Consider the following 25,060-nt stretch of genomic DNA (forward strand, 5'->3'; position numbering starts at 1 on the left):
CTATTTCTTGTATTCTTTGGGCCGCCCGAAAAGGATTCGCCATAGCGAAAGAAAGCAGGGCCACGGCGTATACGAATGCTCGATCGCTAAGCGAGCCCAGCCTCTGTTATCGAACAGAAAGCTAAAAAAACCGGATAATTTTCCTTAACTCGGACAGGGAACACCGACTTGGGTCCGAATTCGGATTCGTCGAACCTCCGAGGCCCCAAAAAAATGAGCAAATTCCCCAATTTTCAGCTATTTCTTTTTCTGTATGAAATACAAGCTACCGCCCTTTTTTTAGTGCTTCGAAACCGGAAATAACATCAAACAATTCTTCATCGATTAAACCCTGCCTCAGCTGGTGGTAGTCATGGTGCAGGTTTTCCAAAAGCTCTTCAATATTTTTTTCTGCACGTTGCATGGCTATCAACCTACTGGCATTCTCACTGGCCAGAGATGCTGCGCAGGCTTTGAACAGGGAAGAAAAAAGGTATTCGTGAATGAGTGCTAAAAGCGTATCTTTCATCCCTCCGGCTACCTGAGGGAGATAACTTGTTGGCCATTCCAGGCTTAAAAAACGCTGTTTCCACTGTTCATCCAGGGGCAATAATTTTTCTGCTATCTGGCTGTACCCTACGCCAATTTTTGGCTGGTTATGAAAAACGTAGACCCCATTGAATCGTCCATTATCGATATTTTCCTCACTTTTCACTAGGATTTGACTTACAAGGGGAGTGATCGCCTCCACGGCAGCCGGCAGGACAAAGCGCTTGGTCGGAGGATATCCCAGGTCAAGCAATTTCGACCCCAAACGCTCACCTACAGCCCATACCTCCTTTTTACCTGGTAAATCCGAAAAATAAGCTGCCATAAAACCTGCAATGGCGTCATTAAACTGTCCAACCAGCCCCTGATCGGATCCAAAAACTATTGCACAATACCTTGGCTCCTTTTTACTTCCTACAATCGCCTTGTTCCTTAAAACAATTGGCGGTTTTTCTCTGAAATAGGCAAGAATACCTAAACCGACCGTTCTATTGTATTCGCCAAGGGAACTGACTGCCAATTCATATTGTCCAATATTGGAAGCAGCCATTGCCTTCATGGTTCGCACCACAGCTTTCAAATCCTCTGCACTTCGGAGCTTTTGCTGTAAATAGGCTAGTGTTTTCATCGCAATTCATCCATTACAGCCACACTCTTGCCAAAAACAGGCCTGTTGCTATTCCCTATTCTCCTGGTTCTGATTTTTACCAATTCAAACCAAATAACGGATACGAAACCTACCCCTATACCCGTAAACAACTGTGTTGCATTAACCTGGGCGAATCCAAAAAATGCAGTTAATAGCGGAACAAATAACAAGAGTGCTGTAATGGTAATTGTTATGCCGATGATGAGTAAAATCAAATTGTTTTTGTACTTCATGGTAGTGAGTATAGAATAATAAAAAGAACGGTTTACAAGGGTTAGAAATATATTGGCAGCTATTAAAACAATAAACACCATTGTTCGCGTAAGGGCCTCATCATATGACTGATAAATAGAATATTGGTAGATTGATAAAGTCCCTGCAGTAATGATTAACCCCTGTATGGCACTTGTCGTTAATTCTTTCCCCTTGAAAAAAGTTGTCGAAAATGGTCTTGGCTTTTGCGTCATGGTGTTTTTCTCCATTGGCTCATTTTCAAAAATGATAGAGCAGGTCGGTCCCATGACTAGTTCTAAAAAAATAATGTGAACGGGTGAAAAAATATTTGGATAAACCCAGCCTAAGGCCAATGGAATAAAAACGGTAAGAATAATCGGTATATGAATGGATATAATATATTGAATGGCTTTTTTGAGATTGGCATATATTTTCCTGCCCATGGCCACGGCGTCTACCATTTTGGATAGATCATCTTCTACCAAAATGAGTGAAGCGGCTTGTTTGGCTATTTCTGTTCCCTTTTTACCCATAGCAATACCGATATGGGCAGCTTTCAAAGCAGGCCCATCATTTACGCCATCGCCTGTCATGGCCACTATTTGGCCTTTTGCCTTTAATGCGGTTATTATCCTCAATTTAGCTTCCGGAAACATTCTTGTAAAAATGTTCGTTTGGACTACTTTTTCTTTCAATTCATCATCTGAAAGTTTCATCAATTCATCTCCCGACACACTTTGCTCATACCCTTTAAAAGCGATTTGCCGGGCAATAGCAGTGGTTGTTGAAGCATTGTCACCAGTAATAATTTTTACAGCTATACCTGCTTCGTAAAAGTCTTCTAATACTTTATTGATGTTCTTCTTTGGTGGGTCGTAAAAGGCCACTATCCCTTTGAATGTAAAAGGAATCTCTTGCTGTGTTTCGGGAAAGGAGCTTCCCTCAAAATCACTTTCGCCTACACCTAAAACCCTATACCCTTCACTGGTAATGGTTTGTATGGCTTGCTCAATTTGTTGCCTTTCCTCTTTTGTGAGATGGCAAACATTCATCAATGCTTCAGGGGCTCCTTTAGCAGCAACAATTCTTTTACCCTTGCCATTTTCAAAAATATGGGTCATCATAGGCGGCTCTCCATCCAGGGGGTACTCGTGAGCCATTTTGAAATCCTGGCGTGCATCTTCTTTATTTAATTTGATATACGTATCGTGTAAGGCCACTTCCATTGGATCAAAAGGAATAGGCTCACTTGCCCACATGGCTACGGTTATGAGCTGTCTTTCCCCGGCTGTCAAATCGTCTTCAGGGTTGGAAATCTTCTGGCCTGAGGGCACAAAAAGTCTGGCCAGACTCATTTTATTTTCGGTAATGGTTCCTGTTTTATCGGTACATAGTACGGTGGCGCTACCTAAAGTTTCCACGGTTTTCATCTGCTTTACCACAATCCCCATTTTCATTAAACGCCAGGCGCCAATGGCCATAAAAGCGCTAAACGCCATAGGCACTTCTTCCGGCAAAATGCTCATGGCTAGGGTGAGTGCCTTGAGCAAACTGTCCAGTAAATCGTATGAATGAAAATAATTGATGGCCCAAACCACAAGGAACACCAGGGCGCCAGCTATCACCAGTTTTTTTACAAAACTGTTAATTTGAAGCTCTAAGGGCGTCTTTTCTTCTTTAATGCTTTCAAGACTTTTGCCTATTTTCCCTAGTTTGGTATCGTTGCCAATATTAGTAATGGTCACAATAGCCAAACCACTTTCAACAGTAGTACCTTTAAAGACCAGGTTATCTTCTTTTTCTTTGTCTTTTAATACCGATAAAGATTCTCCGGTAAGAATGGATTCATTGACAGAGAAATCATTGGAATGAACAATGCGTCCATCGGCTGCAATTGAAGTTCCTTCTTCCACCACCAAACTATCTCCAACTACTAAGCTTTCGCTTTTTATTTCTTCGAGATTTCCGTCCCGAATTACTTTACAATTGGGTTGTGTTAACGTTTTTAATTTTTGTAAAGCGTTTCGGCTTCTTGAATCCTGGAATAGGGAAATGATAGAAACAATTATAATGGCAGACACAAGAAAGGTTCCATCCCCTGTTTTACCACTTACAAAATAGATAAGAGAGGCCACCAATAATAAGATAATCATTGGCTCTTTTGCCAATTTTATTAGGGCATCTAAAACGCTGTTTTCTTTTTTATAGTTTAGTGTGTTCTGTCCAAATTTCTCTCTTGCGGTATTGACCTGCGCACTTGTTAAACCTTGAATATTGAAATTGTCTATGCGCATCGTCAATAAGTAGTTTAGTCCACCGAAGCAGGATTCTCCGGAGGATTATGATTTTCGCCATTAACAGGATTTGAGGTTGCCTTTTCTCCCGTTTTACTTTCTTCTTTATCGGCTCCAAATGGACTAAGCGCTATTTTTGCCAGGCCTAAAATGGTCTCCTGGTCTTCATCAGACAGTTTGCCTTTTGAAAACAAGCGTTGGATAATGTCAGCGTCAAGCTCATCACTGGCCTTCTGCAATGCAGCTTCAGCATCACGCGTCTTTTCAAGTGGGATGGTATCAAAATACCCTTTGGTCAATGCCAACAGTACCACTATTTGTTCTACGACAGACAGGGGTTGCAGCCTTTCCTGTACCAGCCAATTGCGGATTCTTTTTCCATGTGCTATGGTTTTTTTGGTCTCTTCATCCAATCGGGTACCAAAGCGGGAATAGTTTTCTAACTCTTCAAACTGGGCATAGGCAAGCTTCAGGTTCCCTGTTACAGAACGATAACCCGGCAACTGTGCTTTGCCGCCAACACGAGAAACGGATTTACCAACATCCACTGCGGGTAGAATACCTAGTTCAAAAAGTTTAGGTGACAGGTAAATCTGACCATCGGTGATAGAAATCAGATTCGTAGGAATATAAGCAGAGATGTTTTGCGCTTCAGTTTCAATGATCGGCAATGCAGTCAAAGACCCTCCACCCAGTTCCTCACTTAGATGTGTAGACCGTTCCAGCAACCTGGAATGGATATAAAAAATATCTCCCGGGAAGGCTTCCCGTCCCGGTGGTCTTCTCAATAACAAGGACAGTTCCCGGTAAGCTCTTGCATGGTGGGTGAGATCATCATAAACAATGAGCACATCACTACCCTGCTCCATGAAATATTCTGCGATACTGGTTGCAGCGTAGGGCGCAATGTATTTCAATCCCGGAGGGTCATTTCCTTCCGTAACCACCACCACAGTATATGCCATGGCTCCTTTTTCTTTGAGATTGGCAATAAGCTTGGCTATAGTGGAAGCCCGCTGACCAATTGCGCAATACACGCAAATCACATTTTTGTCGGCCTGATTGATGATGGTATCTATGGCAATAGCCGTTTTGCCTGTTTGTCTGTCTCCCAGAATCAATTCCCGCTGTCCCCGACCTATGGGAATCAAGGCATCTATAACTTTAAGCCCCGTTTGTAGGGGTACAGACACTTGAGAACGGTCCATAATGGCTGCTGCTGTACGCTCTATAGGCAACCTATGCTCGTGCGGAATGGCACCTTCCCCATCCACTGCCTGACCTAGTGGATTGAGGATTCTGCCAATCAATGTTTGGCCTACCGGAATATCCATCACACGCTCCGTTCGCTCTACTTCATCTCCGACATTGAGCATGGAGTCATCTCCAAGTAAGATCACCCCTATTTCGTCTTCATCAATGTTATAGGCAATGCCATACAGGTCTCCCGAAAACTTTAACAGTTCTTCAAAGCCTACAGATGGTAGACCAGAAACTTTCACAATACCGGCAGAAACGCTTGTTATATAACCTACTTCCCGAGGCTCAAATGGGAAAGTATACTTTTCCCGGGCCTTAAGTAATTGAGTAAAAACATCAGGGGCAGTATGATTAATTTTATTTACCTCCATTGGCGATTTTCTTCCTATTTAGAGCGTTATTTAGCAACCTCATTTTCGAAGGCACTGAGGTATTCCGAAATGCTCCAAGCCAGTTTGTATTCTTTCGTGCTCAATTCAATCCCACCAATCAATGCAGGGGATTCCTCAAATATCAAAGCAGTATCTGCATCTAATATCGTATCAATTGCTTTTTTGAGCTCATATTGTTGCTTTTTAGGCAAAGCCACGGCGCTCCTTACGAACATTGCATCAGACGTATCTTTAAAAGCTGCCTTTAATTGTTTCAATTCTTTTTCCTTCAGTGCTTTCAGCCGTTTGATAAAGACCTGTATCAACTGTTCTTCAAAGCTCACTGATGCAAGATCCGAAAGTGCTTTACGAGAAACGGCAAAAACCTCTTCCCTGATTTTTTTATTGAGCTCCAATTGTTGGTCAAGTTGTTTTTCTCTTGCGGATTTTTCCAGCTGTTTAGCCAAAGCCTTAGCATCCTTACGTGCCTGATCCAACAGTTTTTGGCGTTCCTCTTTCGTCTCTAAAATCATCTTATCTGTTCGTTCTCTCTTTTCCAGATCGAACGTGACATTCTTTTGCTGAAAATCTTCCTGCTCCTTTTTTGCCTCGGTTTTTTTCATTTCCGCATCCTTCAATTGCGCTGCGATTTTACCTTCTCTTTCATCGATGGCATTCAAAATAGGCCTATAAAGAAACCTTTTGAGTAGCCATACTAGAATGAAAAAATTAATGATCTGCGCAACAACCGTAAACCAATTGACTTCCATGCGATTATATTGCTGTAATGTAATTCCAAAATGGATTGGCAAAAATGAGAATCATCGATACCACGAAACAATAAATGGCCGTGGATTCGATCATGGCTAAACCTACAAATAAGGTTCTGGTAATTGTTGGAGATGCATCAGGTTGCTGTGCGATTGACCCTAAAGCGGCAGCCACAGCCTTCCCTTCGCTTAAAGCAGGAAGCAAACATCCAATTCCTGTGGTAAATCCGGCCATTATTATTGAAGTTATTGCAATTGTCGTTATACTATCCATTTTTTACCTCCTTTTGTGGATTTATTGTTTTTTTTGATTTTCGTTGACTCTCTTTCATAGCAGCAGCGATATAAACGGTGGCCAAAATACTGAAAATATAGGCTTGTACCATTCCCGTTAAAAGTCCCAAAACAGTCATCACTACAGGAAATATAAAGGGAGCAATACTTAGTAAAACAGCTACAATCAATCCCCCACTCATGATATTACCAAAAAGGCGGATCGTCAGGGCGAGCGTTCGGGAAATTTCGCCAATAATGTTAAACGGCAACATGATAAAAGTTGGCTTAATGTATGACTTTAAATATCCCAAAAAACCATTCTCCTCGATTCCAAAAAAAGGCACAGCAAAAAGCACCGAGATGGCTAGCGCTGCGGTGGTAGAAAGAGATCCCGTAGGCGGCTCGTACCAGGGGAAAATGATCAATAGATTGGCCATGGCTACAAATAAGAAAAGGGTACCAATGAATCCAATATAAAGTTCCGGCTGCTTTAATCCTACTTCTTTAATTTGTTGATTGATGCCGGTAACTAATATTTCCAGAAAGCATTGCCAGCGCGAAATTCGTATTTCCGTTTTTAACTTTCTGGTGATAAGTATGGACGAAATGACCAATAGCAACATTATCCCCCATGTAGTAACAATGGTCAGGTTAAGGGAAAGAAAGCCATATTCCCAAAAAATAGTTTGATCAGGGCTAAGCTTCATGAACCGTTTCCTTTACTTCTTTATTCACCAATTTTACTTTTTCATCATAAGCCCGGGAAAGGCGAATTACTATAAATCTGGTAGCAATAAATCCGGCCAAACAAATAAGACCACTAAGCCAATCCCCTCCTTGTAAAATCAGGTAAAAGCCCCCAATTGCGGTTCCCATTCGTAAGATAAAGCTTCCTAAAAACCACAGAGCGGGTGCTTTTGATGACATTCCTTTTTTTACAGTGAGCCAAAGTCCTCCAAAGAAAATACTACCTATAACGACTCCGGTAAGTAGCGATACGCTCATAAAAAGGGTTTCATTCATTTTCTTCTTCGTTTATATCGTTATGTTCATTTTCTACCCATTGCCAGGCAAGCAGGCAACCAATAAGCAAACCCGCAATCAACAAGCTTAGGGTCCAGGAGAAGGTTTGGGGGTATCGCCGGTCTAGCCATAGACCCATTGCTGCACCTGCAAGTGTTGGGACAACAATTGACCAGCCAATTAGTCCAAACATTCCAAGGCCGGACAATACACTACGGTGTCCTTCTCGTTTTGCTTTTATTTTTCTCCGGGCTTTGTCTCCAACCCGACGGCTTAAATCATTTATCCTGCCCTTATCTGTGTCAACCATGATGATCTTCTCTTAGTTTATCAAGGCTCATAATGAAGCCACTCTCCATCTTTACCATTGAACTTCGGATTTCTTTTTCATTCTCATCGAGGCGTTTAAACTCCTTTTCTACGGATTGATTCAGGTCCTCCAGACTTGATCCACGAATGGCATTACGCACGGACACCAATACCTCTTCTCCTGCTTTTATCATCACTCCTTCATCAATGGCAATATAATGTTCACGATCTGTTTCATAGGTAAAAATTCCCGGAACCAAGGCAGCTACACAATCTAGTCTCTGAGGCAAAAGCCCGAATGAACCTTCACTTGTTTCCATGACGATTCGCCTGACATGCTGAATGTCAACAAGCACACGAAAAGGGAGCAATATTTTAAGATGCATGGTCATGTGGTGGTATCTACTTCTTCGTTTTCGGAAGTGCTCTTTTTTTCATCCTCAATACCCTTTTTTTCTTTGGAAGGAATCTTTTTTAAAGCCTCATCAATGGTTCCAATCATGTAAAAAGCGCGTTCTGGGATTTCTTTCAACTCATCAGAAAGAATACGTTCGCAACCGTCGAGTGCATCATTTAAACTTACTTCTTTCCCTTTAATCCCACTGAATTGTTCAGTGGCGTAAAAAGGTTGTGTAAGAAACCGTTCCAAACGTCTGGCGCGATTTACGATGCGATGATCCTGAGTTGATAATTGCTCAAGGCCCAGCATCGCAATAATGTCTTTCAATTCCTCATATTGAGCCAACGTCTGCCGTATTTCCTGTGCCAATTCGTAATGCCTTTTGCCGATTATTCCCGGCGTAGCCATTTTTGAATTCGACTGTAGCAGATCAATGGCAGGATAGAGCCCTTCACTGGCTTTCTTTCTCGAAAGTACAATCGATGCCGACAGGTGAGAAAAGGTATGAACTGCTGCCGGGTCAGTTAAATCATCCGCAGGAACATATACTGCCTGAATGGAAGTAATGGCCCCAACATCCGTGTTGGCAATACGCTCTTCAAGCTTTGATAACTCCGTCTCCAGGGTGGGCTGATAGCCCAAACGGGAGGGCATTTGGCCCATTAATCCGGAAACCTCCATGCCGGCTTGAATAAAGCGAAAAATATTGTCAATAAGTAAAAGGACATCCCTGTGTTCTTCGTCTCTAAAATATTCTGCCATCGTCAATGCTGCATGTCCTACCCGAAAGCGTGCGCCAGGAGGTTCATTCATCTGCCCAAACATCAAAACCATATGGTCCAATACCCCCGCATCTTTCATCTCGTGATAGAGTTCCTGCCCTTCCCGGCAACGTTCTCCAATCCCACAGAACATACTGACCCCCTTGTCATGGCCTACCATATTGTGAATCATCTCTGTGAGCAATATTGTTTTACCAACACCGGCTCCACCAAATAAACCCGCTTTTCCTCCACGCTCCAGGGGTATCAGTACATCTATGGCTTTAATTCCGGTAATGAAGATGTCAGATTTCGTGGATCTTTTGGACAGCGAAGGAGGCGATTGATGAATAGACTTCCGTTTCTGGTTTTTTAAGGGCGCTCCCTGATCGATGGTATTGCCGAATACATCAAACATGCGTCCAAGAATATGTTCCCCTATAGGAACGGAAAGTTGATCGCCTTCCGAGATCACTTCCATACCCCGGGCTAATCCTTGTGTAGGGGTCATTGCAATAGCTCGAACATGATGCGCGTCCAGCTGCGTATAAACCTCCATTTTAATTTGCTTGTCTTTTCCGGTTATCAGTAGGGTATTGATGGCCGGTAATTGGGATTTAAACCAAATATCAACTACGCTTCCGCGAATGCTTGCTATTTTTCCGGTAGTTGATTTAAAAGAATTGATCATTTTAGCGCTTTATTCTTTACTGGTATTCAATGTGGATTTATTTGCACATTCTAACCTCTAAATTGGCAATCGCTTTTCTACTGCCTGATGAAATCGCTTCACGATTGATTCAGGACAAGCGCATTGCAAACCCTCTTTTAATCCAGCTAACACTCGTAAATCTTTCGTGTTGAGATGGAAAATGATAACCGTTAAGAGGTTCCCCTACATTAAGCGCCGAAGGGATATAACTATTCAAGCCAAATGTGTCGGCCTTTAGCAACCTGATAACTACGATCAGATTTTGGTAGTATTAGTGTATTTTTTCAATATTGCCGACAAAACTCTCAAGGAAGTTAGTGAATTTGCGTTAAACTTGCTACAAAAAACTGGACAATGGATTAAGGTGCTTTTGATTGATTTGATTTTTCGAATCGTTCAGGGATAAGGTAATTCAAATAGGGATGTTTTCTTTTCTTGGTGAACCAGATCTCAATGAACCCAAGGATTTCGAATCTGGCTTGATAAAACTGAAGTTCAGGGAGCTGGTAAATTAATTGTGATTTGGGAATCTTGAAGAAGGTTTCTGCCACCACATTATCCCAGCAGTTTCCCTTTCAGCTCATGCGTTGAAGGACTTTGTGGTATCGTAGCAGATTTGTGAATTCCTGACAGGCATACTGTTTCCACGGTCTTTGAGTTCCTATTTCAACGTGGGACTGCTCGGGTGGAACTGGAATCCCCCGCGCAGCTCAAGAATGGTTGTTTTCAAGTACCTCTTTTCCAGTTCTCTTTGCGAGGGCTATCTGTTTAAACTATTAATAGTCTCTCCTTTGTACTTCAAAGATCTCACACATCTTCCCGACAGCATATTCATGTCGATGGTCCTTCACGAACCGGAATATCTGTTATCGCTCCTGGATTTATAGACTTTGCCAACGGATCTACATTTTCCTTTTTTCATTGGCGCTAACTTAACAGGGCTTAACTTGTTGCCCAATCGAACGTAGCAGATTCAAGGCAAGAATTTTTTCGTTGGTTGTACGAAATTTTTTCAACCCATTGTATTTCTTACTGATAAAAATATAGTTCAGCTACGGATAAACAAGAGTTGCAACCCAAGCAAGGCACATAAAGCGTTTTAAGGTTTTCAAAGTCTATTGGTTGTAGGGAAACCAAAGAAAAATGTAACCTGATTTAAAATAAACCGAGGCAAAGGGACCAATCAATTCAGGGATATATCCGTTCCAAAGAATTAATTTTCTGGGCTTAGGCTCCACCAAACCAATACATTCAAAACCAAGGGCATTCAGACTGGGGTTTGAAGCGTCTGTGTGATATTTATCATAGTAATTTCTGGTTTAATTCCTTTATTTTCCTGGGACTTTCAATGAGATAAACCCAAGAAATCATGGCCAAACTCAAACACAATATTGCTATTAGTGAGTCCGGATTTGTCTTTGATGCCGGGACAGGAGACTCCTTTTCACTCAATGCTACGGGGCTGGAGATTGTTCAATTGATCCAAGCGGGAAAAGATTTTCCGGCGATATTTCAGCGCCTTACCGAAAAATATGAGGTTGATCCGGAGAGTTTTGAACGCTACTACTATGATTTTGTGGCGACTCTCAAACAAATGAATCTAATCGAACAGGATGGAGAAGATTAAAGTCACCGTAGCACTCTCTGGATTGAATAATATCGACAGTCCGGGTCCGGGGATTCCCGTCATTCGGGGATTAAAGGATTCTAATTCACTCGATGTCCGCATTGTAGGCCTTGCGTATGAAAATTTGGAGCCCGGGATTTACATGCATGATTTGTTAGATAAAACCTATAAGGTTCCTTACCCTTCCGATGGTGCAGAGCCTTTTTTGGACCGGATCAGGTATATTCATGAGCGAGAAAATATCGGAGTTTTAATCCCCAATTTTGACTCGGAGTTATTTACCGTCATGAAATCCGAGCGAACGCTTATGGAAATGGGGATTCGTACTTTTTTACCGACTCTCCAGCAATTTGAAGAAAGACATAAATCGAATTTGCCGGAATTTGGAAAAAAATATGGGGTAAAAGTCCCTTACAGTGAGCCTATTTTAAGTCTCCAGGATTGGAGAGAGATTGAAGAAAAGTTTACCTACCCGGTAGTAGTCAAAGGGAAATTTTATGACGCACATATGGCGTACGACCGGGAGCAGGTAGCCATTTATTTCAACAAAATCGCTTCTAAATGGGGGCTCCCCATTGTAATACAAGAATTCATCAGAGGTACGGAAGTCAATGTCGTGGCCATGGGAGATGGGAAAGGAAATACCATTGGGGCCGTACCGATGCGAAAGACCTACATCACTGACAAAGGAAAAGCATGGGGTGGCATTACCCTGCAGGATTCGGCCATGTTGGAATTAACGAACCGGGTGATTTCCCAAACGCAATGGAGAGGAGGAATGGAGCTGGAATTGATCCGGACAGCTAAGCAGGAACTTTACCTCATTGAAATTAATCCGCGATTACCGGCTTGGGTATACCTGGCGGTGGCATCAGGTCAAAATTTACCGGAGGCTTTGGTCCTTTTGGCCTTAGGGCAGGAAGTAAAGCCGTTTGACGAATATGCGGTAGGAAGGCTATTTATCCGCTATTCCTACGATATGATTTGCGATTTGAAGGCATTTGAAAAGTTCTCCACTGTCGGAGAACTCTAAACTATTTTACCCGAAGACAATGAACAAGCTAACTTTTGAACGGCCCATTATCCAACGGATAAATGCAGGGCTTCCGAGTAAATATGGCATGCCAAGGCGGCTGGAACCCTTGAGTCATATCGATGGAGTTTCCATTGAATCCCTGTTGAAGAAATTTGGGTCACCTTTATTTATTCTTTCAGAACAAACGATCCGGAAAACGTATCGGGAAGCCCACCGTGCATTTAGCTCCCGCTATCCGAAGGTTCAGTTTTCCTGGTCTTATAAAACCAATTACCTGAATGCGATCTGCAATATTTTCCATCAGGAAGGTGCTTGGGCGGAAGTAGTATCTGGTTTTGAGTATCAAAAGGCCCTTGCCAACGGTGTACCCGGTGAATTGATTTTATTCAATGGGCCGGATAAATCCACCGATGACCTTAAAATAGCCACTCAACATCAATCCCTGATTCACATCGACCATTTTGATGAATTGTATGCGTTGATTCATCTCAGTAAGGAAATGGAAGAAAGACCCAAGGTTGCCATACGGGTAAATTTAGATACCGGAATCTACCCGCTTTGGGATCGATTTGGATTTAATTTTGAAAATGGAGAGGCATGGGACGCACTCAATAGAATCATGACCAGCCAAAGCCTGGATTTAGTGGGCCTTCATACACATATCGGTACGTACATGCTTAGCACAGATGCCTATCGCATCGCTGCAACCAAATTAGCCAGCTTGGCGGTGAAACTTGAGCGAAAATACGGCCATGTGCTCCAGTACATCGACATGGGAGGAGGGTTTGCTTCCAAAAACACCCTGAAAGGAGCCTATTATCCCGGAACGGATACGGCTCCTTCCTTTGATGATTTTGCAGAGGCTATCACTTCGGCGTTGATGACTTCCGATATCCAACCGGATCATTTGCCCATGCTGATTTTGGAAACGGGCAGGGCGTTGATTGACGATGCAGGATATTTGGCGGGGACAGTATTGGCAACGAAGAGGTTATCGGATGGAAGGCGTGCCACAATTCTCGATGCAGGGGTCAATCTGCTCTTTACTTCCTTTTGGTATGATCACGATATCCGACCAGTGGCCCCGGTGTCTGACCAATCGGAGGATACAACCATTTTTGGTCCGCTATGTATGAATATTGATGTAATCCGCTCCAATATGATGTTTCCATTGCTAAATAAAGGAGATCGATTTGTGGTCCGACGAGTTGGAGCCTATAATATGACCCAGTGGATGCAGTTTATCACTTTCCGACCAACGGTTATTCTATTGGATGGGGAGGGGAAGCCTCATGTAATTCGAAAAAGAGAAAATTTGGAAACGCTCAATTCCCAAGAGCTCATTCCAAATCATTTACAAGAATTTGATTTGTAATTAATTCGATATGGCTTGGAAAGTCAAACAGGGTATCAAGCAGCTCGAGTGGCTTGGAATAGCTTTGTCCAACAGCTACGCGCAGGTCTTTTTCTCTGATAATAAGGGGTTTGGCATTGCTTTATTACTGGTTACTTTCATCGATGTATTTGTTGGCCTTTCAGGTTTAGTAGCCGTTTGCTCGGCCCTCATAACGGCAAAAATCTTAGGTTTTGAGGACAGTTTGATCCGCAAGGGATTTTATGGTTTCAATGCCTTGCTGGTGGGCGTCGGCTTCGGGATTTATTTTGAACCCAGTGGCATCCTTTTCTTTTTGATTTTTCTCTCCGGAATACTATCTGTCTTGCTTTCGGTGACGCTGGAAGGAGTATTGGGGAAATATGGTCTTCCTTTTCTAAGCCTTCCCTTTATCCTTATTTTTTGGATGTTTCGTTTGTCGGCCAGGCAGTTTGCAGACCTGGGCCTCAGCGAAAGAGGCGTTTATATTTTGAATGAACTCTATACGCTTGGAGGGAAGCCCCTGATTGCCTTTTATGAGTGGGTGCAATATTTAGCGATCCCAGATTCGATGCGCTCCTATTTTCTTTCGTTGGGAGCGATTTTTTTCCAGCAAACCTTGCTCGCTGGCATGGTGGCTGCTGTTGGCCTTTTGATTTATTCAAGAATTGCCTTCACCCTTTCTTTGCTCGGATTTTATATCGCCTACCTGTTTTATTTGGTTTTGGGGATTCCCTTTTCTGAAATCAGCTTCAGCTATTTTGGATTCAACTATGTATTGACGGCCATTGCTTTGGGTGGGTTCTTTATTATTCCAAGTCGAAACAGTTACTTACAACTTTTCCTGCTGATACCGTTAGCTGTCCTGATGACGGTTTCGCTTCAGCAGATTTTGGACTCCTTTTACTTGCCCGTGCATGCTTTCCCATTCAATGTAGTAACGCTCATTACCCTGTACGCATTGAAATTTAGGGTAGATAATCGCGCTGGATTGAGTACCATTTTTTGGCAGCAAAATACTCCGGAGAAAAACCTGTACAGCTTTACCAATTTCATGAGAAGGTTTGGACAAAGCAGTACCATTCCGATCTATCTCCCGTTTTTTGGAGAGTGGACCGTGACCCAGGGCCACAATGGAGCGTATACCCATAAAGACGATTGGCGGCATGCCTGGGATTTCGAACTAAAGGACGAAAAAGGCCGGACCTATCGAAATGAAGGAGATTATCCATTGGACTATTTTTGTTTCGATAAAAACATTTTAGCCCCTGCCAAAGGAGTGGTTGAAAAAGTGGTCAATGAGGTGGAAGACAATGTCATTGGTACCCGAAACCTGGAGGACAATTGGGGAAATACGGTTATTATCAAACATGGGGAGTTTTTGTATTCCAAGCTTTCCCACCTGAAAAAAAATTCCATCCCAGTCAAGCCTGGAGACCCGGTGGAAAAAGGACAGGTGCTGGGAAAATGTGGAAATTCCGGCAATTCACCCTATCCGCATTTGCATTTTCAGCTTCAAGCAAGCCCGTACATCGGTTCGAACACCTTGGATTACCCCATTTCTGATGTATTGATTCGGTATAAAGGAAAGGAATCGCTTCAATCAATTTCCAATCCGCCAAAAGATGCTTTCGTATCTTCTCTGACTCCTCAGCCTGAAATGAAAAAGGCTTTTTCATTTGTAGTTGGAGAGACGATTCGGCTTAAAACCATTGAAAATATGGAAGTCTGGGAAGTCAGACGGGATTATTTCCTGAATAAGTACCTCTATTGTGAAAAAACGGATTCGAAGGCCTACTTCAAGGTAGACGATTTGATGCTCCACTTCACACATTTTGAAGGCAAGAGAAAATCCCTCTTGTACCTATTTTACCTATCGGCCTATAAAATCAGCTTTGGGTTTACTCCTGGCTTGATATTGCGCGACACCTTTCCTATCAATCAAATCTTCAATCCGAGAAGAATCTTTCTTCAAGACTTTTTGGCACCGTTCCATGAGTATTTACGTGCCGAATACGAATTGCATTACCCGGAACATAACCGCGGATTTTCCAATAAGCCCCTTTCCCTAAAAGGCAGTATCCGGAAATCTTCTTTTGGAAACACGGTGGAAAGTTCCGGATTCGAATTTGTCATCAATGGAGGGGGACTGCATTCCTTTGTGTTTGAAAGAGGTACCCAAAAAATAAAGGCGGTATGCGAAAGCGAGTGACGATAGTGATAGTGATTTTTCTCGGATTTCTTGGGGGAATTCATGCCCAGGAAAAGCGAAGCCTTACCTGGGTTGATTCGGAAACCTATTCCCTTTATCTAGCCAATGACTGGGAGGGGGTAATTCGGGTGGGGAAAGATGCGCTTAATCAAGGGATGGACTTCTATTATCTCCGGGTTCGCTTGGGTATCGCTTTTTTTGAACGTCAGAATTATCAAGAGGCAGCCTTCCATTTCGAAAAAGCAAGAGAGGTAAGCCGGGAAGAGGAATATGTGGAGGAATATCTCTATTATGCCTATCTCTGGTCCGGCAGGAAAGCCCAGGCCCGTTTGTTGGCTCAAGGGTTTTCTGCTGAATTAAAAAAAAGTACGCAAACCGAAAGACTAACCGGTCTCCAAGGATTGGATTTGGCTTACAATTACACCGCTTTGCCGGATGACAAGGTGATCGAGGACTTTAACGAGCCGCTAGACCAAGGGGCCGGTGGCTACCAGTTCGTACCCCGATTCCACCATTATGGCTTTTGGGGATTGGATTTTCAGGCAACTCCGCGATGGAGTTTATATCAAGGCCTAAGCTTTTTACAGGCCACCCAGTTTTATCACTATCAAGAGGAGGGGCTTTCTTTTCAGTTACCGGATAATAAATCCTCCAGTTGGCAATATGTGGCTTCTGCAAATTATTATTTAGGAAAAGGATTCCATCTTTCTTTTGGAGGGCAATGGCTGTTTATTTCCTATGATTCACCCCGTATTCAATCGATTGGGAATGGACCCCAAACTCAAATTCAGATCGAAAGGCTACAAGAATTTGACTGGATGGCTTTTGTAGGGATTTCAAAAAATCTTCAGCTTTTAGATGTCGGGGCTACACTTTATTTGGGCGAAATCAACGGAGGCAGGCAGGTGCAGTCGGACCTTCAACTCACCCTTTTTCCGATGGGGAATTTGAATTTGTATACCTACTCGGCACTTAGTTTTCAAAGCCAGAGATTTGGAGAAAATCCGTCTACGAATCGCTTGATTTTCAATCAGGAAATAGGAACGAAATTGACCGATTTTCTTTGGGTCGAAGGATATGGGACAATTGGTTCGCTCGAAAATTACGTAACCAAGCAAGGTGTAGTCGTATTTAACCGATTGGATCAAATCGATCAACGTTGGGGAGGGAGGCTGATGTTACTTCCCCAATCCAACTGGAAACTGACGCTAGATTTCACGCATTTTTCCACTAGCAGCCGTTTCCGGTCTTTTTCTATCTCTGAAGAACAAAACCAACAAACCTATCAACAACAATCCCTAACTGCTATATTGTCATGGAAGTTTTAACAATACAATCACCGATTGCTTTTTCCACTTTCCGAAGGATATTTCTAGTCGGAATCTTCTTTGTGGGATTTCTTGGAGTCCTTTCAGCCCAGGAAAATCTGGAACAGGCGTTCCAAAAAAGCTATTCCTTGGAGAATTCAGGGGATTTTATGGGAGCTATTCAGGTTCTTCAAGACAATTACCGGGCAGATTCCTACGAAATAAATCTTCGGCTGGGCTGGCTGCACTATCAAGCATCCCGCTTAAATGAATCGATCGAATTTTATCGAAAGGCAGTAAGTTTAAAACCCTATGCGGTGGAGCCCAAACTGGGATTGGTTCTTCCCCTTTCAGTCCAAGGTTTGTGGACCGAAGTAGAAGAAACCTACCAAAAGATCCTGCAAATTGATCCACAAAACTCCTTGGTAAATTACCGCCTTGGTTTGATTTATTACAATCGGGGAAATTTTGATAAGGCCGATCCGTATCTTGAAAAGGTGGTCAATCTTTATCCCTTTGATTACGATGGGCTTTTGTTGCTGGCATGGAACAAACTCCAATTGCAAAAAAGCCGGGAAGCGATCGTCCTTTTCCAAAAAGTTTTACTTTATAATCCAGGAGATTCTTCGTAAGCGAACGCCCACCCCCATCTATTTTTTCTGGCAGGGGTTCGAGACCTTTGCCTGCATGAAAGATTTACAAACTATTTCCCCCAGGGATTATTATCATTCCCTTTATGAAGAGTGGAAGGCCAGTGGTATTTCCGTCGGTCTGTTCTGCAAGCAATCCTCAGTCAAGTACGCCACTTTCCGGTACTGGTCCAAGAAGTTTGGGCAGGAAAAGAATGTGGACACAGGTTTTACCGAGTTGCGTGTTAGCGATCCCGAACCTGAGCCTGTTGCGGTATTGAACTTTCCCAACGGGACCAGGCTTTCCTTTCAGCGCCTTCCGGATACCGCCTGGCTCAGAGCGCTGATATCGTAAGCATGCTTTCCCTTTCCTCTTCGGTACGCTATTTTCTATACCACAAGCCTGCCGACATGCGCTGCGGAATTTACTCCCTTGCCGGCCTTGTCCAAAACAATCTGGGACTTGATCCCCTTTCGGGTGACGTGTTTATTTTTATAGGCAAACGCGGCAACCAAATGCGTTTGCTCCAGTGGGACGGAGACGGCTACGCCATGTACATCAAGCGTCTGGAGTCGGGTACGTTCGAGCGTCCTAAAAACAGCAAAACACTGGTTTCCGCCAGGGAGCTGACCCTGGTTTTGCAGGGCGTGAAGCTTGCTTCCGTACAACTCAGAAAGCGGTACGAAAGGAATATTTTCACTTAAAAAAAAGTGAAAAATATTGTAAAAAAGTGGCCTTTAAATGATTTAAAGTCACTTTTTATATTTATTTTTATACTATGAATACAGCCGTACCGGACTATAAAGCGCTCTACCTGGAAAGCCAAAAACAGTTGGCCGAAAGCAGGCGCATGCTACTGGAAACGGAACTCAAACTTAAGTTAGCCCTACTGGACGCAGCCGAACTGCGGCGCAGGCACTTCTCCTCCTCAAAATCCGACAACCGGGTGAGCGGTTCGGGCAACGGGCAGCTGGGCCTCTTCCCCTTGGGTGCCGGGGAAGCCGATGTTCAAGCCTCCGAGGAGCTTACTGCCGCCGAGGTGGAAAAGGCGAACCTGGAGCAGGACATACAGGCACGCAAGCGTAGGAAAGCCGCAGCCCGAGGTCCCCGCATGGTGTTTCCCGAAAGCCTGGAGCGGGAAATCGATATCATAGACCCCAACCAAAACCTGGAAGGATACAAAATCATCGGAGAAGAAACCAGCGAGGTGTTGGTGATGGTACCCGCCAGTTTTAAAGTGCGCAGGACCGTTCGCAGGAAATGGGCCCTCATTGACCCTTCGCAAACCGGCAAAAAGGGAGTGCTGATCGCCCCAATCCCTTCCAGGACCGTAAACAGGGGACTCTTCGATGAATCGGTTCTGGCCCACCTGCTTACCTCCAAATTCGTGGATCACCTTCCCCTGTACAGGCAGCAGCAGATGTTCAGGCGAATAGGGCTCGAAATCCCCGCCTCCACGCTCATCGACAACACCAATGCAGCCTGTAAAGCAATCACCCCAATCTACAACGCACTCAAGCGCGAAACCCTGGCCAATCTCTATCTACAGGCAGACGAAACCCGGATGCAGGTACTCGAAAACGGAGGCGTGAAGGGTTCCTCCCATAGGGGTTTCGTGTGGGCCTATCATGCCCCCGTGGACGGGTTGGTATTCTTTGACTACCGGACCGCCAGGAACAAATCCGGCCCAGAGGAGATATTGGCCAATTACAAGGGCGTGGTCCAGACAGATGCCTATGAGGTTTACCATAGTCTTTTTGCCCGCAACAAAGGCATAAAGCACTATTATTGTATGGCTCATATCCGCCGCAAGTTCGACGAGGCAGCAGTTTATGACAGAGATAGGGCTTCTTGGGCGGTGGGGACGATTGCCAAACTGTATGCAGTAGAAAAACAGATCAGGGAAGCCGAACCGCCCCTTCCCGAAAACCTCATCGTCAAAAAACGGGTGGAGGAATCCCAACCCATACTGCGGGAAATCCACGACTGGATGCTCGCCGAGTATCCCAAGGTACTCCCTTCCTCACCGATAGGAAGGGCAATCGCCTATGCACTTCCGCTCATGGACAGCATGAAGCTATACACCCTCCACGGACAACTTCAGATTGACAACAACCTTATTGAAAACGCCATCAGACCGATTGCCCTGGGACGGAAAAACTACCTGTTCGCTGGTACCCACGCCACTGCTCAGAACGCCGCAATGATCTACTCCCTGTTCGCGACTTGCAAAAAGCACGAGGTAAATCCCCATGACTGGCTGCTCGACGTGCTGCGAAAACTCAACAACCCCACCTATGACGGCAAGTTCTCCGACCTGCTGCCCCACAGGTGGAAAAATCATCAAGGGAATCCCAGCTAATTTTAATAGGGGGTTGGCCGTTTGCTTACGATTCTTCCGCAAAGGAAGGCTTAGCCTTGCTCAAATAGCTGTGTTAGCTCGGAGGTAAGGTACCCGGCTTCTTTTTCTAAACCGCGTAAAAATGAATGGGGTTTTGGGAATGCTGCCAACAGCTGTAGCCTATTTTGGAATTCCTTTGGCTTATCAAAGGTACAATCAGAAAAATAACGGGCATCAAAAACAAAAAGCCTCATTTCTTACGAAATGAGGCTGTATAAAGCTCCTCCTCTTGGGCTCGAACCAATCCAAGGTAAAGGTGATCTCCCAAGCTTTGCGATGTTAGGTATTGAATGGTGCGGAACCGTGTTTGGTTTTTACGACTGTTGGTATTTTTTAAAGTTCTCTGCTTGTTCAAAAATTTCCTTATAAACCTCATCCCTATCTATTGGGGGGTAGTCATTTTCAGCCAATAAAATGATTAAGTCAGCTTTCAACTCCGCTTTAATATCACTTCTTTTACTCCAGTCGGTGTACTTGGCTTTGTCATCAACAACCTCCTTTACATGCTGAGCCAAATGGATCAATTTGTCGTTAGGGTAGATGAAGTCATACTTGACAGTTAAGGCCTTAAGGATATCGTAAAACGCCTTTTCTTCAAAATCAATTCCGAGGTCGTTGAAGGATTCTTTTTCCTTTTTTAAGGCATGGTAAAGATCAATGATTTCATCTGTGAAGTCTTCGAGTACTTCACTTCTCAGCACGTCACCTTCTTTTCGTTCGTTGTACTTCTCCACAAGACTTTGCATTTTCTTGGAGAAGTCAATGCCCTGAATGCGGTTCACCTTTTTAAAGTCTTCAATGGCTTTCGCAAGTAGCTGTTGGAGAAGTTTGATTTTGGTGTTAGGTAGTTTGATTTTTTCAATCTTAGCTAAATAATCATCATCAAAAATATTAGTTTCAGCATTTTTATCATCATTCAGTTTGAAAATTTCCTCCACCCCATCACTGCTTAATGCTTCTTTGATCATTTCTCGCACTTTAGCGTTCATTTGAGCGGTATCGGGTGCTGTACCTTTTGTTAGTTTGAAAACGATGGAGCGAACGGCCAGGTAAAAATGGATCCAATCTCTTTCCGCCTGATTCAATTTGTCGCTACCAGCGCAGATGTCATATGCTGCTTTCATCCGCTTTACAAGAAACATAAATCGTTTTTCCAAATCTTGTGTCACCTGAACAAATTCAGCAGCCATGTTCAGCGTATTTAATTGCTCTACCGGACTTCCTTTAAAATACTTGCTACTTTCAAACTTGTGAAAAATTTTGGCTAAAAGGTCTAAATGGTCTTTTACAACCACTACTGACTGTTCAATATCTTCAAAATTTTGGCTATCAGCTTTGTTGTAGTGGGCAAGGGCCATGTTCATTTGCTTTTTGATGCCGATGTAATCTACGACCAGACCTTTTTCTTTCCCTTCAAACTTTCGGTTTACTCGCGAAATCGTCTGTATCAGGTTATGCCGTTGAATGGGCTTATCTATGTATATGGTGTCCAGGAAGGGAACGTCAAAGCCAGTAAGCCACATATCCACCACAATGGCTATTTTGAAATTTGATTTGGCGTTCTTGAATTGGCGGTCCAGTTCCTTGCGGTATTCTTTTGTGCCGAGTAAATTATACATGGCTTCCAAGTCATCCTTGCCTCGGGTCATTACCATCTTAATGCGCTCCATCGGCTTGATTTCGCGTTTTTCCTTTTCGGTAAGTTCAGACCCCGGTTCTGCTGCCATTATTTCTGCCCATTCAGGACGCAAAGCGATAACATTTTTATAAAATCCATATGCAATCGGGCGGCTACTGCAAACAAACATGGCTTTGCCTTTTACGGTTGCGCCTTCATTTACCCTGGTTTCATAGTGCTTTACAAAATCTTCTGCCAATGCTTTTAACCTGTCCGGATCGCCCAATATCACATTCATGTTGGTGACGGCTTTTTTACTTTCTTCTATCTGGTAGTCATTGGTTCCTGCTTCGGCGCATTGGTTGTAATACTCCTCAATTCTTTGCAGTTCACTGTTATTCAATATTACTTTAGCCGCTCTGCCTTCATAGACGATGCGAACCGTAATTTCATCTTTTACAGATTCGGTCATGGTATAGGCATCAACAATTTCCCCGAACACATCCAGCGTTGCGTCAACCGGAGTTCCGGTAAAACCAACATAAGTAGCATTAGGCAAAGAATCGTGAAGGTATTTGGCAAAACCATAGGTCTTTGAAACCCCTTTTGACGTGGTTTTTACTTTCTGGTCAAGGTTGGTTTGGCTTCTGTGGGCTTCATCCGATATGCAAATGACATTAGATCGATCGGTAAGTAGTTCCGTATCTTCAGTGAATTTGTGAATGGTTGTAAGGTAAACACCACCACTTTGTATGCCCTGTAATCTTTCACGCAATTCCGCTCTGCTTTCTACACTGATGACATTGTTATCCCCAATGTACTCTTTAGCGTTGGTGAATTGTCCTGCCAGTTGATCGTCTAAATCGGTCCGGTCTGTAATTAAAACGATGGTAGGGCTGGAAAATAATTTGCTGCGCATCAAAAGACGGGTCAAAAAGAGCATGGTAAAACTCTTTCCGCAACCGGTAGCCCCAAAATAAGTTCCTCCTTTTCCGTCACCTTCCGGTTTTTGGTGTTCAATGATGCTTTGAAAGAGCTTGTTTGCTCCATAGTATTGCGGATACCTGCAAAGTATCTTTTCATCCTTTTTGGATGAATCGGGCAGATAGATAAAATTTCGAATGATGTCTCTCAGGCGATTTTTGTCAAACATACCCTGAACCAAGGTATACATGGAATCAATTCCATCCACTTCCTTTGCCATGCCTTCAATTTTACGCCAGGCATAGAAAAATTCGTAAGGAGCGAAAAACGAGCCTGCTTTGCTGTTTACGCCATCACTGATGACGCAAAAAGCATTGTATTTAAATAGTTCAGGAATATCTCTTTTGTATCGGGTTGTAAGCTGAATATAGGCATCATAAATGGTACAATTCTCACGAATAGCCGTTTTGAATTCAAAAACCACAAGCGGCAGTCCATTGATATACAGAATACCGTCCGGTATGCGTTTTTCAAATCCAACGATTTCAAATTGATTGACGAACTTGTAAATGTTGTGTGCATTACTATACGGTTCAGGATCTGCCCCTATTATATAGGGTAGTTGCTCAGCATCAGGATTTCTGAAAGCCGCCAATCCGCTATAATCGATGAGCTGGATATAGAGGTCTTTTTGAGAACGGTCTTCACGCTTTAGGATAAATCCGTCCGAAAGTAACTTCATGATCACTTTGTTGCTCTCGTACAAATCGGAAGCCGGATAGCTTTTTAGCTGGCGGACAATTTGATCGGCTTCATTTTCGGTGAGTTTTTCTTTTTCATACTTTGAAAACAGAAAGGTTTTTAGATCCTCTTCAATGAGCACTTCATCTGGACTACGTTTAACTGTTGATCCGTGCACATGGGGAATATCCTGCTGGCTTAGCAGTTCAATAAATACCTGTTCTAGTTTTTCCTCCGTAAATTTCATTGGCTCAATAGTGCTTTTCCTTTTTGGGTTAACCGGTATTTTTGATGTCTGCTGCTGGGCTTTTCCGGTATAGTCATTTCGATTAGTTCATCTTCAAGTGCCGGAGACAAATAGTTTTCTTTAAAGTTCTTTTTATCAGATAATCCCAGTTTTTCCTGAATTTCAACCCTTGATAGGTCTTTATCCATTACTGCCAGTAATCCTTCGACCTGGGGGGTGACCTGGGGGGTATCTTGGAGGGTGTCTTGGGGGGGCTTTCCCGCAGGAACCCGCATCCCGGACCGGCATGGGAAAACCATTCGCAAAAAGTTTTCAGAAAAGTGAAAACACTCTTTTCCGTATGTCTCCAAAATCCGTGGAATGCCTGAACCCAATTGCTCCACCATTTCCAAATCTTTATAAATGCGCATCAGCTCTTTATTGCGGGGGATAGAATACCCTTCAAAGAACTCTTCCCGGCTCAAACCTTCCGGTAGCGAGCCTGCAGAGGTGATTTCAATCCGGTCCGCAAAAATCTCAAATTTTGGTGGAATTTCCCGGGTGTAATCGTTGTGGACAAAGGCATTGATGATGGCTTCTCGTAAAGCAATGGCATTCCATAGCCGCTGTTCTTTTCGTTCTTTAGCCGTGATGGTGGCAGCGGTACGGTTTTCCAGCTCAATTTTGTCGAGTACACTTTTAGTGGCCTTGATCAGCGAACAGTAGCCATATTCGTTGTTTTCTATCAGGTCCACCCGGTTTTCACCGCTGTATTTGGCTATCTTGATGGATAAATTGTTTTCATCTGCCAGTAAATAACCGGCATAGTTGATCGAGCCATCTTCGGTGAGCAGTTCCAGGTTCTTTTTAAACTGCTTGTTGAGCGGCTTTTTTCTCTCCTCATAGTAGATGCGCAACTGCTCAAAGCTTAGATCTTGCCGGTGGGCTTTAATCTTACCGATAGAGTTGCGGGTGCGTGAAGCAAAGAGTTTATCGATCATGGCCTGGGGCATGGGCTCTGCTGCTGTACCAATCCTGATATAGCAGCCTTTTTCGGTCATACCGTATTTCTTTTTGAAATAGGGTTTTTCACTACCGCTGGCGACTATGACTTTGAGGATCTCCTTGTCTTCACTTTCTTCTGCCACCACGTCAAATAAACCCATGGCAGATGGAGCAATATTATTCTTGATGCGGTCTTTGATTTTCAGGGCATCCCCATCGGTATCCGAAATACCCAATACCTTTCCCGTTTTATCGATGCCAATATAGATCAAACCTCCTTCCCGGTAATTCAGAAAGGCCACCACTTCTTTTTCCAGATCCAGGTCTTTGGTAAGTTCGGTTTTAAATTCTATGCGATTAGTTTCGGGCATGCT

Annotated in this window: 21 protein-coding genes; 9 read left to right on the plus strand and 12 right to left on the minus strand. The window is 43.5% G+C overall.

Annotation, left to right across the window (positions count from 1 at the left end; genetic code table 11):
• Positions 1-265: 265 nt before the first annotated feature.
• The 10 genes from ABWH99_RS23550 to atpD are packed head-to-tail and all read right to left on the minus strand — an operon-like array spanning position 266 to position 9,566.
• Positions 266-1,156, minus strand: a complete 891-nt coding sequence (locus ABWH99_RS23550) for a F0F1 ATP synthase subunit gamma (RefSeq protein WP_375584216.1) — start codon at positions 1,154-1,156, stop codon at positions 266-268.
• Complete coding sequence (locus ABWH99_RS23555; protein ID WP_375584217.1) at positions 1,153-3,705, minus strand: cation-translocating P-type ATPase; 2,553 nt, start codon at positions 3,703-3,705, stop codon at positions 1,153-1,155. The genes ABWH99_RS23550 and ABWH99_RS23555 overlap by 4 nt, the downstream gene beginning before the upstream one ends.
• A 14-nt stretch (positions 3,706-3,719) precedes the next feature.
• Positions 3,720-5,336, minus strand: coding sequence for an alternate F1F0 ATPase, F1 subunit alpha (locus ABWH99_RS23560; protein ID WP_375584218.1), 1,617 nt, complete (start codon positions 5,334-5,336; stop codon positions 3,720-3,722).
• A gap of 26 nt (positions 5,337-5,362) precedes the next feature.
• The gene (locus tag ABWH99_RS23565) at positions 5,363-6,106 is read right to left on the minus strand and encodes a F0F1 ATP synthase subunit B (RefSeq protein WP_375584219.1); all 744 of its coding nucleotides are present in this window, start codon (positions 6,104-6,106) and stop codon (positions 5,363-5,365) included.
• 4 nt (positions 6,107-6,110) lie between these two features.
• On the minus strand, positions 6,111-6,380 hold the full coding sequence (locus ABWH99_RS23570; protein WP_375584220.1) for a F0F1 ATP synthase subunit C: 270 nt from the start codon (positions 6,378-6,380) through the stop codon (positions 6,111-6,113).
• Positions 6,373-7,089: a F0F1 ATP synthase subunit A gene (locus tag ABWH99_RS23575; protein ID WP_375584221.1), complete on the minus strand. Its 717-nt coding sequence runs from the start codon at positions 7,087-7,089 to the stop codon at positions 6,373-6,375. Before ABWH99_RS23575 ends, ABWH99_RS23570 begins: the two co-directional genes overlap by 8 nt.
• Positions 7,079-7,405, minus strand: a complete 327-nt coding sequence (locus ABWH99_RS23580; protein ID WP_375584222.1) for an ATP synthase subunit I — start codon at positions 7,403-7,405, stop codon at positions 7,079-7,081. The genes ABWH99_RS23575 and ABWH99_RS23580 overlap by 11 nt, the downstream gene beginning before the upstream one ends.
• Positions 7,398-7,715 (minus strand): AtpZ/AtpI family protein, encoded by a 318-nt coding sequence (locus ABWH99_RS23585; RefSeq protein ID WP_375584223.1) that lies wholly within the window; start codon positions 7,713-7,715, stop codon positions 7,398-7,400. Before ABWH99_RS23585 ends, ABWH99_RS23580 begins: the two co-directional genes overlap by 8 nt.
• Positions 7,708-8,100 carry a F0F1 ATP synthase subunit epsilon gene (locus ABWH99_RS23590; RefSeq protein WP_375584224.1) on the minus strand — a complete coding sequence of 131 codons (393 nt, stop codon included), beginning with the start codon at positions 8,098-8,100 and terminating at the stop codon, positions 7,708-7,710. The genes ABWH99_RS23585 and ABWH99_RS23590 overlap by 8 nt, the downstream gene beginning before the upstream one ends.
• Before the next feature lie 2 nt (positions 8,101-8,102).
• Entirely contained in the window at positions 8,103-9,566 is a 1,464-nt protein-coding gene (gene atpD, locus ABWH99_RS23595) for a F0F1 ATP synthase subunit beta (protein WP_375584225.1), read from the minus strand.
• Between the two features lie 1,390 nt (positions 9,567-10,956).
• Here atpD and ABWH99_RS23600 point away from each other — a divergent pair.
• The 9 genes from ABWH99_RS23600 to ABWH99_RS23640 all read left to right on the plus strand — a co-directional run bounded on the left by ABWH99_RS23600 (position 10,957) and on the right by ABWH99_RS23640 (position 20,133).
• A complete protein-coding gene (locus tag ABWH99_RS23600) occupies positions 10,957-11,214 on the plus strand; it encodes an HPr-rel-A system PqqD family peptide chaperone (protein ID WP_375584226.1) in 258 nt (85 codons plus the stop codon).
• Positions 11,201-12,247 carry an ATP-grasp domain-containing protein gene (locus ABWH99_RS23605; RefSeq protein WP_375584227.1) on the plus strand — a complete coding sequence of 349 codons (1,047 nt, stop codon included), beginning with the start codon at positions 11,201-11,203 and terminating at the stop codon, positions 12,245-12,247. Before ABWH99_RS23600 ends, ABWH99_RS23605 begins: the two co-directional genes overlap by 14 nt.
• 19 nt (positions 12,248-12,266) lie before the next feature.
• Positions 12,267-13,625 (plus strand): alanine racemase, encoded by a 1,359-nt coding sequence (locus tag ABWH99_RS23610; RefSeq protein ID WP_375584228.1) that lies wholly within the window; start codon positions 12,267-12,269, stop codon positions 13,623-13,625.
• A 10-nt stretch (positions 13,626-13,635) separates the two neighbouring features.
• Positions 13,636-15,834 carry an urea transporter gene (locus ABWH99_RS23615; protein ID WP_375584229.1) on the plus strand — a complete coding sequence of 733 codons (2,199 nt, stop codon included), beginning with the start codon at positions 13,636-13,638 and terminating at the stop codon, positions 15,832-15,834.
• Positions 15,819-17,162, plus strand: coding sequence for a tetratricopeptide repeat protein (locus ABWH99_RS23620; protein ID WP_375584230.1), 1,344 nt, complete (start codon positions 15,819-15,821; stop codon positions 17,160-17,162). The genes ABWH99_RS23615 and ABWH99_RS23620 overlap by 16 nt, the downstream gene beginning before the upstream one ends.
• Positions 17,150-17,773 carry a tetratricopeptide repeat protein gene (locus ABWH99_RS23625; RefSeq protein WP_375584231.1) on the plus strand — a complete coding sequence of 208 codons (624 nt, stop codon included), beginning with the start codon at positions 17,150-17,152 and terminating at the stop codon, positions 17,771-17,773. Before ABWH99_RS23620 ends, ABWH99_RS23625 begins: the two co-directional genes overlap by 13 nt.
• A 55-nt stretch (positions 17,774-17,828) precedes the next feature.
• On the plus strand, positions 17,829-18,125 hold the full coding sequence (locus ABWH99_RS23630) for a hypothetical protein (RefSeq protein WP_375582538.1): 297 nt from the start codon (positions 17,829-17,831) through the stop codon (positions 18,123-18,125).
• Positions 18,126-18,127: 2 nt separating this feature from the next.
• Positions 18,128-18,475, plus strand: coding sequence for an IS66 family insertion sequence element accessory protein TnpB (tnpB, locus tag ABWH99_RS23635; protein WP_375582539.1), 348 nt, complete (start codon positions 18,128-18,130; stop codon positions 18,473-18,475).
• Positions 18,476-18,549: 74 nt separating this feature from the next.
• Positions 18,550-20,133: an IS66 family transposase gene (locus tag ABWH99_RS23640; RefSeq protein ID WP_375582540.1), complete on the plus strand. Its 1,584-nt coding sequence runs from the start codon at positions 18,550-18,552 to the stop codon at positions 20,131-20,133.
• Positions 20,134-20,486: 353 nt separating this feature from the next.
• Here the strand turns inward: ABWH99_RS23640 and ABWH99_RS23645 are convergent, their stop codons facing one another.
• Positions 20,487-23,702: a type I restriction endonuclease subunit R gene (locus tag ABWH99_RS23645; protein WP_375584232.1), complete on the minus strand. Its 3,216-nt coding sequence runs from the start codon at positions 23,700-23,702 to the stop codon at positions 20,487-20,489.
• On the minus strand, positions 23,699-25,057 hold the full coding sequence (locus tag ABWH99_RS23650) for a Fic family protein (RefSeq protein ID WP_375584233.1): 1,359 nt from the start codon (positions 25,055-25,057) through the stop codon (positions 23,699-23,701). The genes ABWH99_RS23645 and ABWH99_RS23650 overlap by 4 nt, the downstream gene beginning before the upstream one ends.
• Between the last annotated feature and the right edge of the window lie 3 nt (positions 25,058-25,060).

The organism is Cyclobacterium xiamenense, from assembly GCF_042140265.1.
GTDB lineage: Bacteria > Bacteroidota > Bacteroidia > Cytophagales > Cyclobacteriaceae > Cyclobacterium > Cyclobacterium xiamenense_A.

Excerpts from the sequence above, each read along its gene's own strand:
- ABWH99_RS23550 (WP_375584216.1), bottom strand. The coding sequence starts at position 1,156 with ATGAAAACACTAGCCTATTTACAGCAAAAGCTCCGAAGTGCAGAGGAT.
- ABWH99_RS23555 (WP_375584217.1), bottom strand. The coding sequence starts at position 3,705 with ATGCGCATAGACAATTTCAATATTCAAGGTTTAACAAGTGCGCAGGTC.
- ABWH99_RS23560 (WP_375584218.1), bottom strand. The coding sequence starts at position 5,336 with ATGGAGGTAAATAAAATTAATCATACTGCCCCTGATGTTTTTACTCAA.
- ABWH99_RS23565 (WP_375584219.1), bottom strand. The coding sequence starts at position 6,106 with ATGGAAGTCAATTGGTTTACGGTTGTTGCGCAGATCATTAATTTTTTC.
- ABWH99_RS23570 (WP_375584220.1), bottom strand. The coding sequence starts at position 6,380 with ATGGATAGTATAACGACAATTGCAATAACTTCAATAATAATGGCCGGA.
- ABWH99_RS23575 (WP_375584221.1), bottom strand. The coding sequence starts at position 7,089 with ATGAAGCTTAGCCCTGATCAAACTATTTTTTGGGAATATGGCTTTCTT.
- ABWH99_RS23580 (WP_375584222.1), bottom strand. The coding sequence starts at position 7,405 with ATGAATGAAACCCTTTTTATGAGCGTATCGCTACTTACCGGAGTCGTT.
- ABWH99_RS23585 (WP_375584223.1), bottom strand. The coding sequence starts at position 7,715 with ATGGTTGACACAGATAAGGGCAGGATAAATGATTTAAGCCGTCGGGTT.
- ABWH99_RS23590 (WP_375584224.1), bottom strand. The coding sequence starts at position 8,100 with ATGCATCTTAAAATATTGCTCCCTTTTCGTGTGCTTGTTGACATTCAG.
- atpD (WP_375584225.1), bottom strand. The coding sequence starts at position 9,566 with ATGATCAATTCTTTTAAATCAACTACCGGAAAAATAGCAAGCATTCGC.
- ABWH99_RS23600 (WP_375584226.1), top strand. The coding sequence starts at position 10,957 with ATGGCCAAACTCAAACACAATATTGCTATTAGTGAGTCCGGATTTGTC.
- ABWH99_RS23605 (WP_375584227.1), top strand. The coding sequence starts at position 11,201 with ATGGAGAAGATTAAAGTCACCGTAGCACTCTCTGGATTGAATAATATC.
- ABWH99_RS23610 (WP_375584228.1), top strand. The coding sequence starts at position 12,267 with ATGAACAAGCTAACTTTTGAACGGCCCATTATCCAACGGATAAATGCA.
- ABWH99_RS23615 (WP_375584229.1), top strand. The coding sequence starts at position 13,636 with ATGGCTTGGAAAGTCAAACAGGGTATCAAGCAGCTCGAGTGGCTTGGA.
- ABWH99_RS23620 (WP_375584230.1), top strand. The coding sequence starts at position 15,819 with ATGCGAAAGCGAGTGACGATAGTGATAGTGATTTTTCTCGGATTTCTT.
- ABWH99_RS23625 (WP_375584231.1), top strand. The coding sequence starts at position 17,150 with ATGGAAGTTTTAACAATACAATCACCGATTGCTTTTTCCACTTTCCGA.
- ABWH99_RS23630 (WP_375582538.1), top strand. The coding sequence starts at position 17,829 with ATGAAAGATTTACAAACTATTTCCCCCAGGGATTATTATCATTCCCTT.
- tnpB (WP_375582539.1), top strand. The coding sequence starts at position 18,128 with ATGCTTTCCCTTTCCTCTTCGGTACGCTATTTTCTATACCACAAGCCT.
- ABWH99_RS23640 (WP_375582540.1), top strand. The coding sequence starts at position 18,550 with ATGAATACAGCCGTACCGGACTATAAAGCGCTCTACCTGGAAAGCCAA.
- ABWH99_RS23645 (WP_375584232.1), bottom strand. The coding sequence starts at position 23,702 with ATGAAATTTACGGAGGAAAAACTAGAACAGGTATTTATTGAACTGCTA.
- ABWH99_RS23650 (WP_375584233.1), bottom strand. The coding sequence starts at position 25,057 with ATGCCCGAAACTAATCGCATAGAATTTAAAACCGAACTTACCAAAGAC.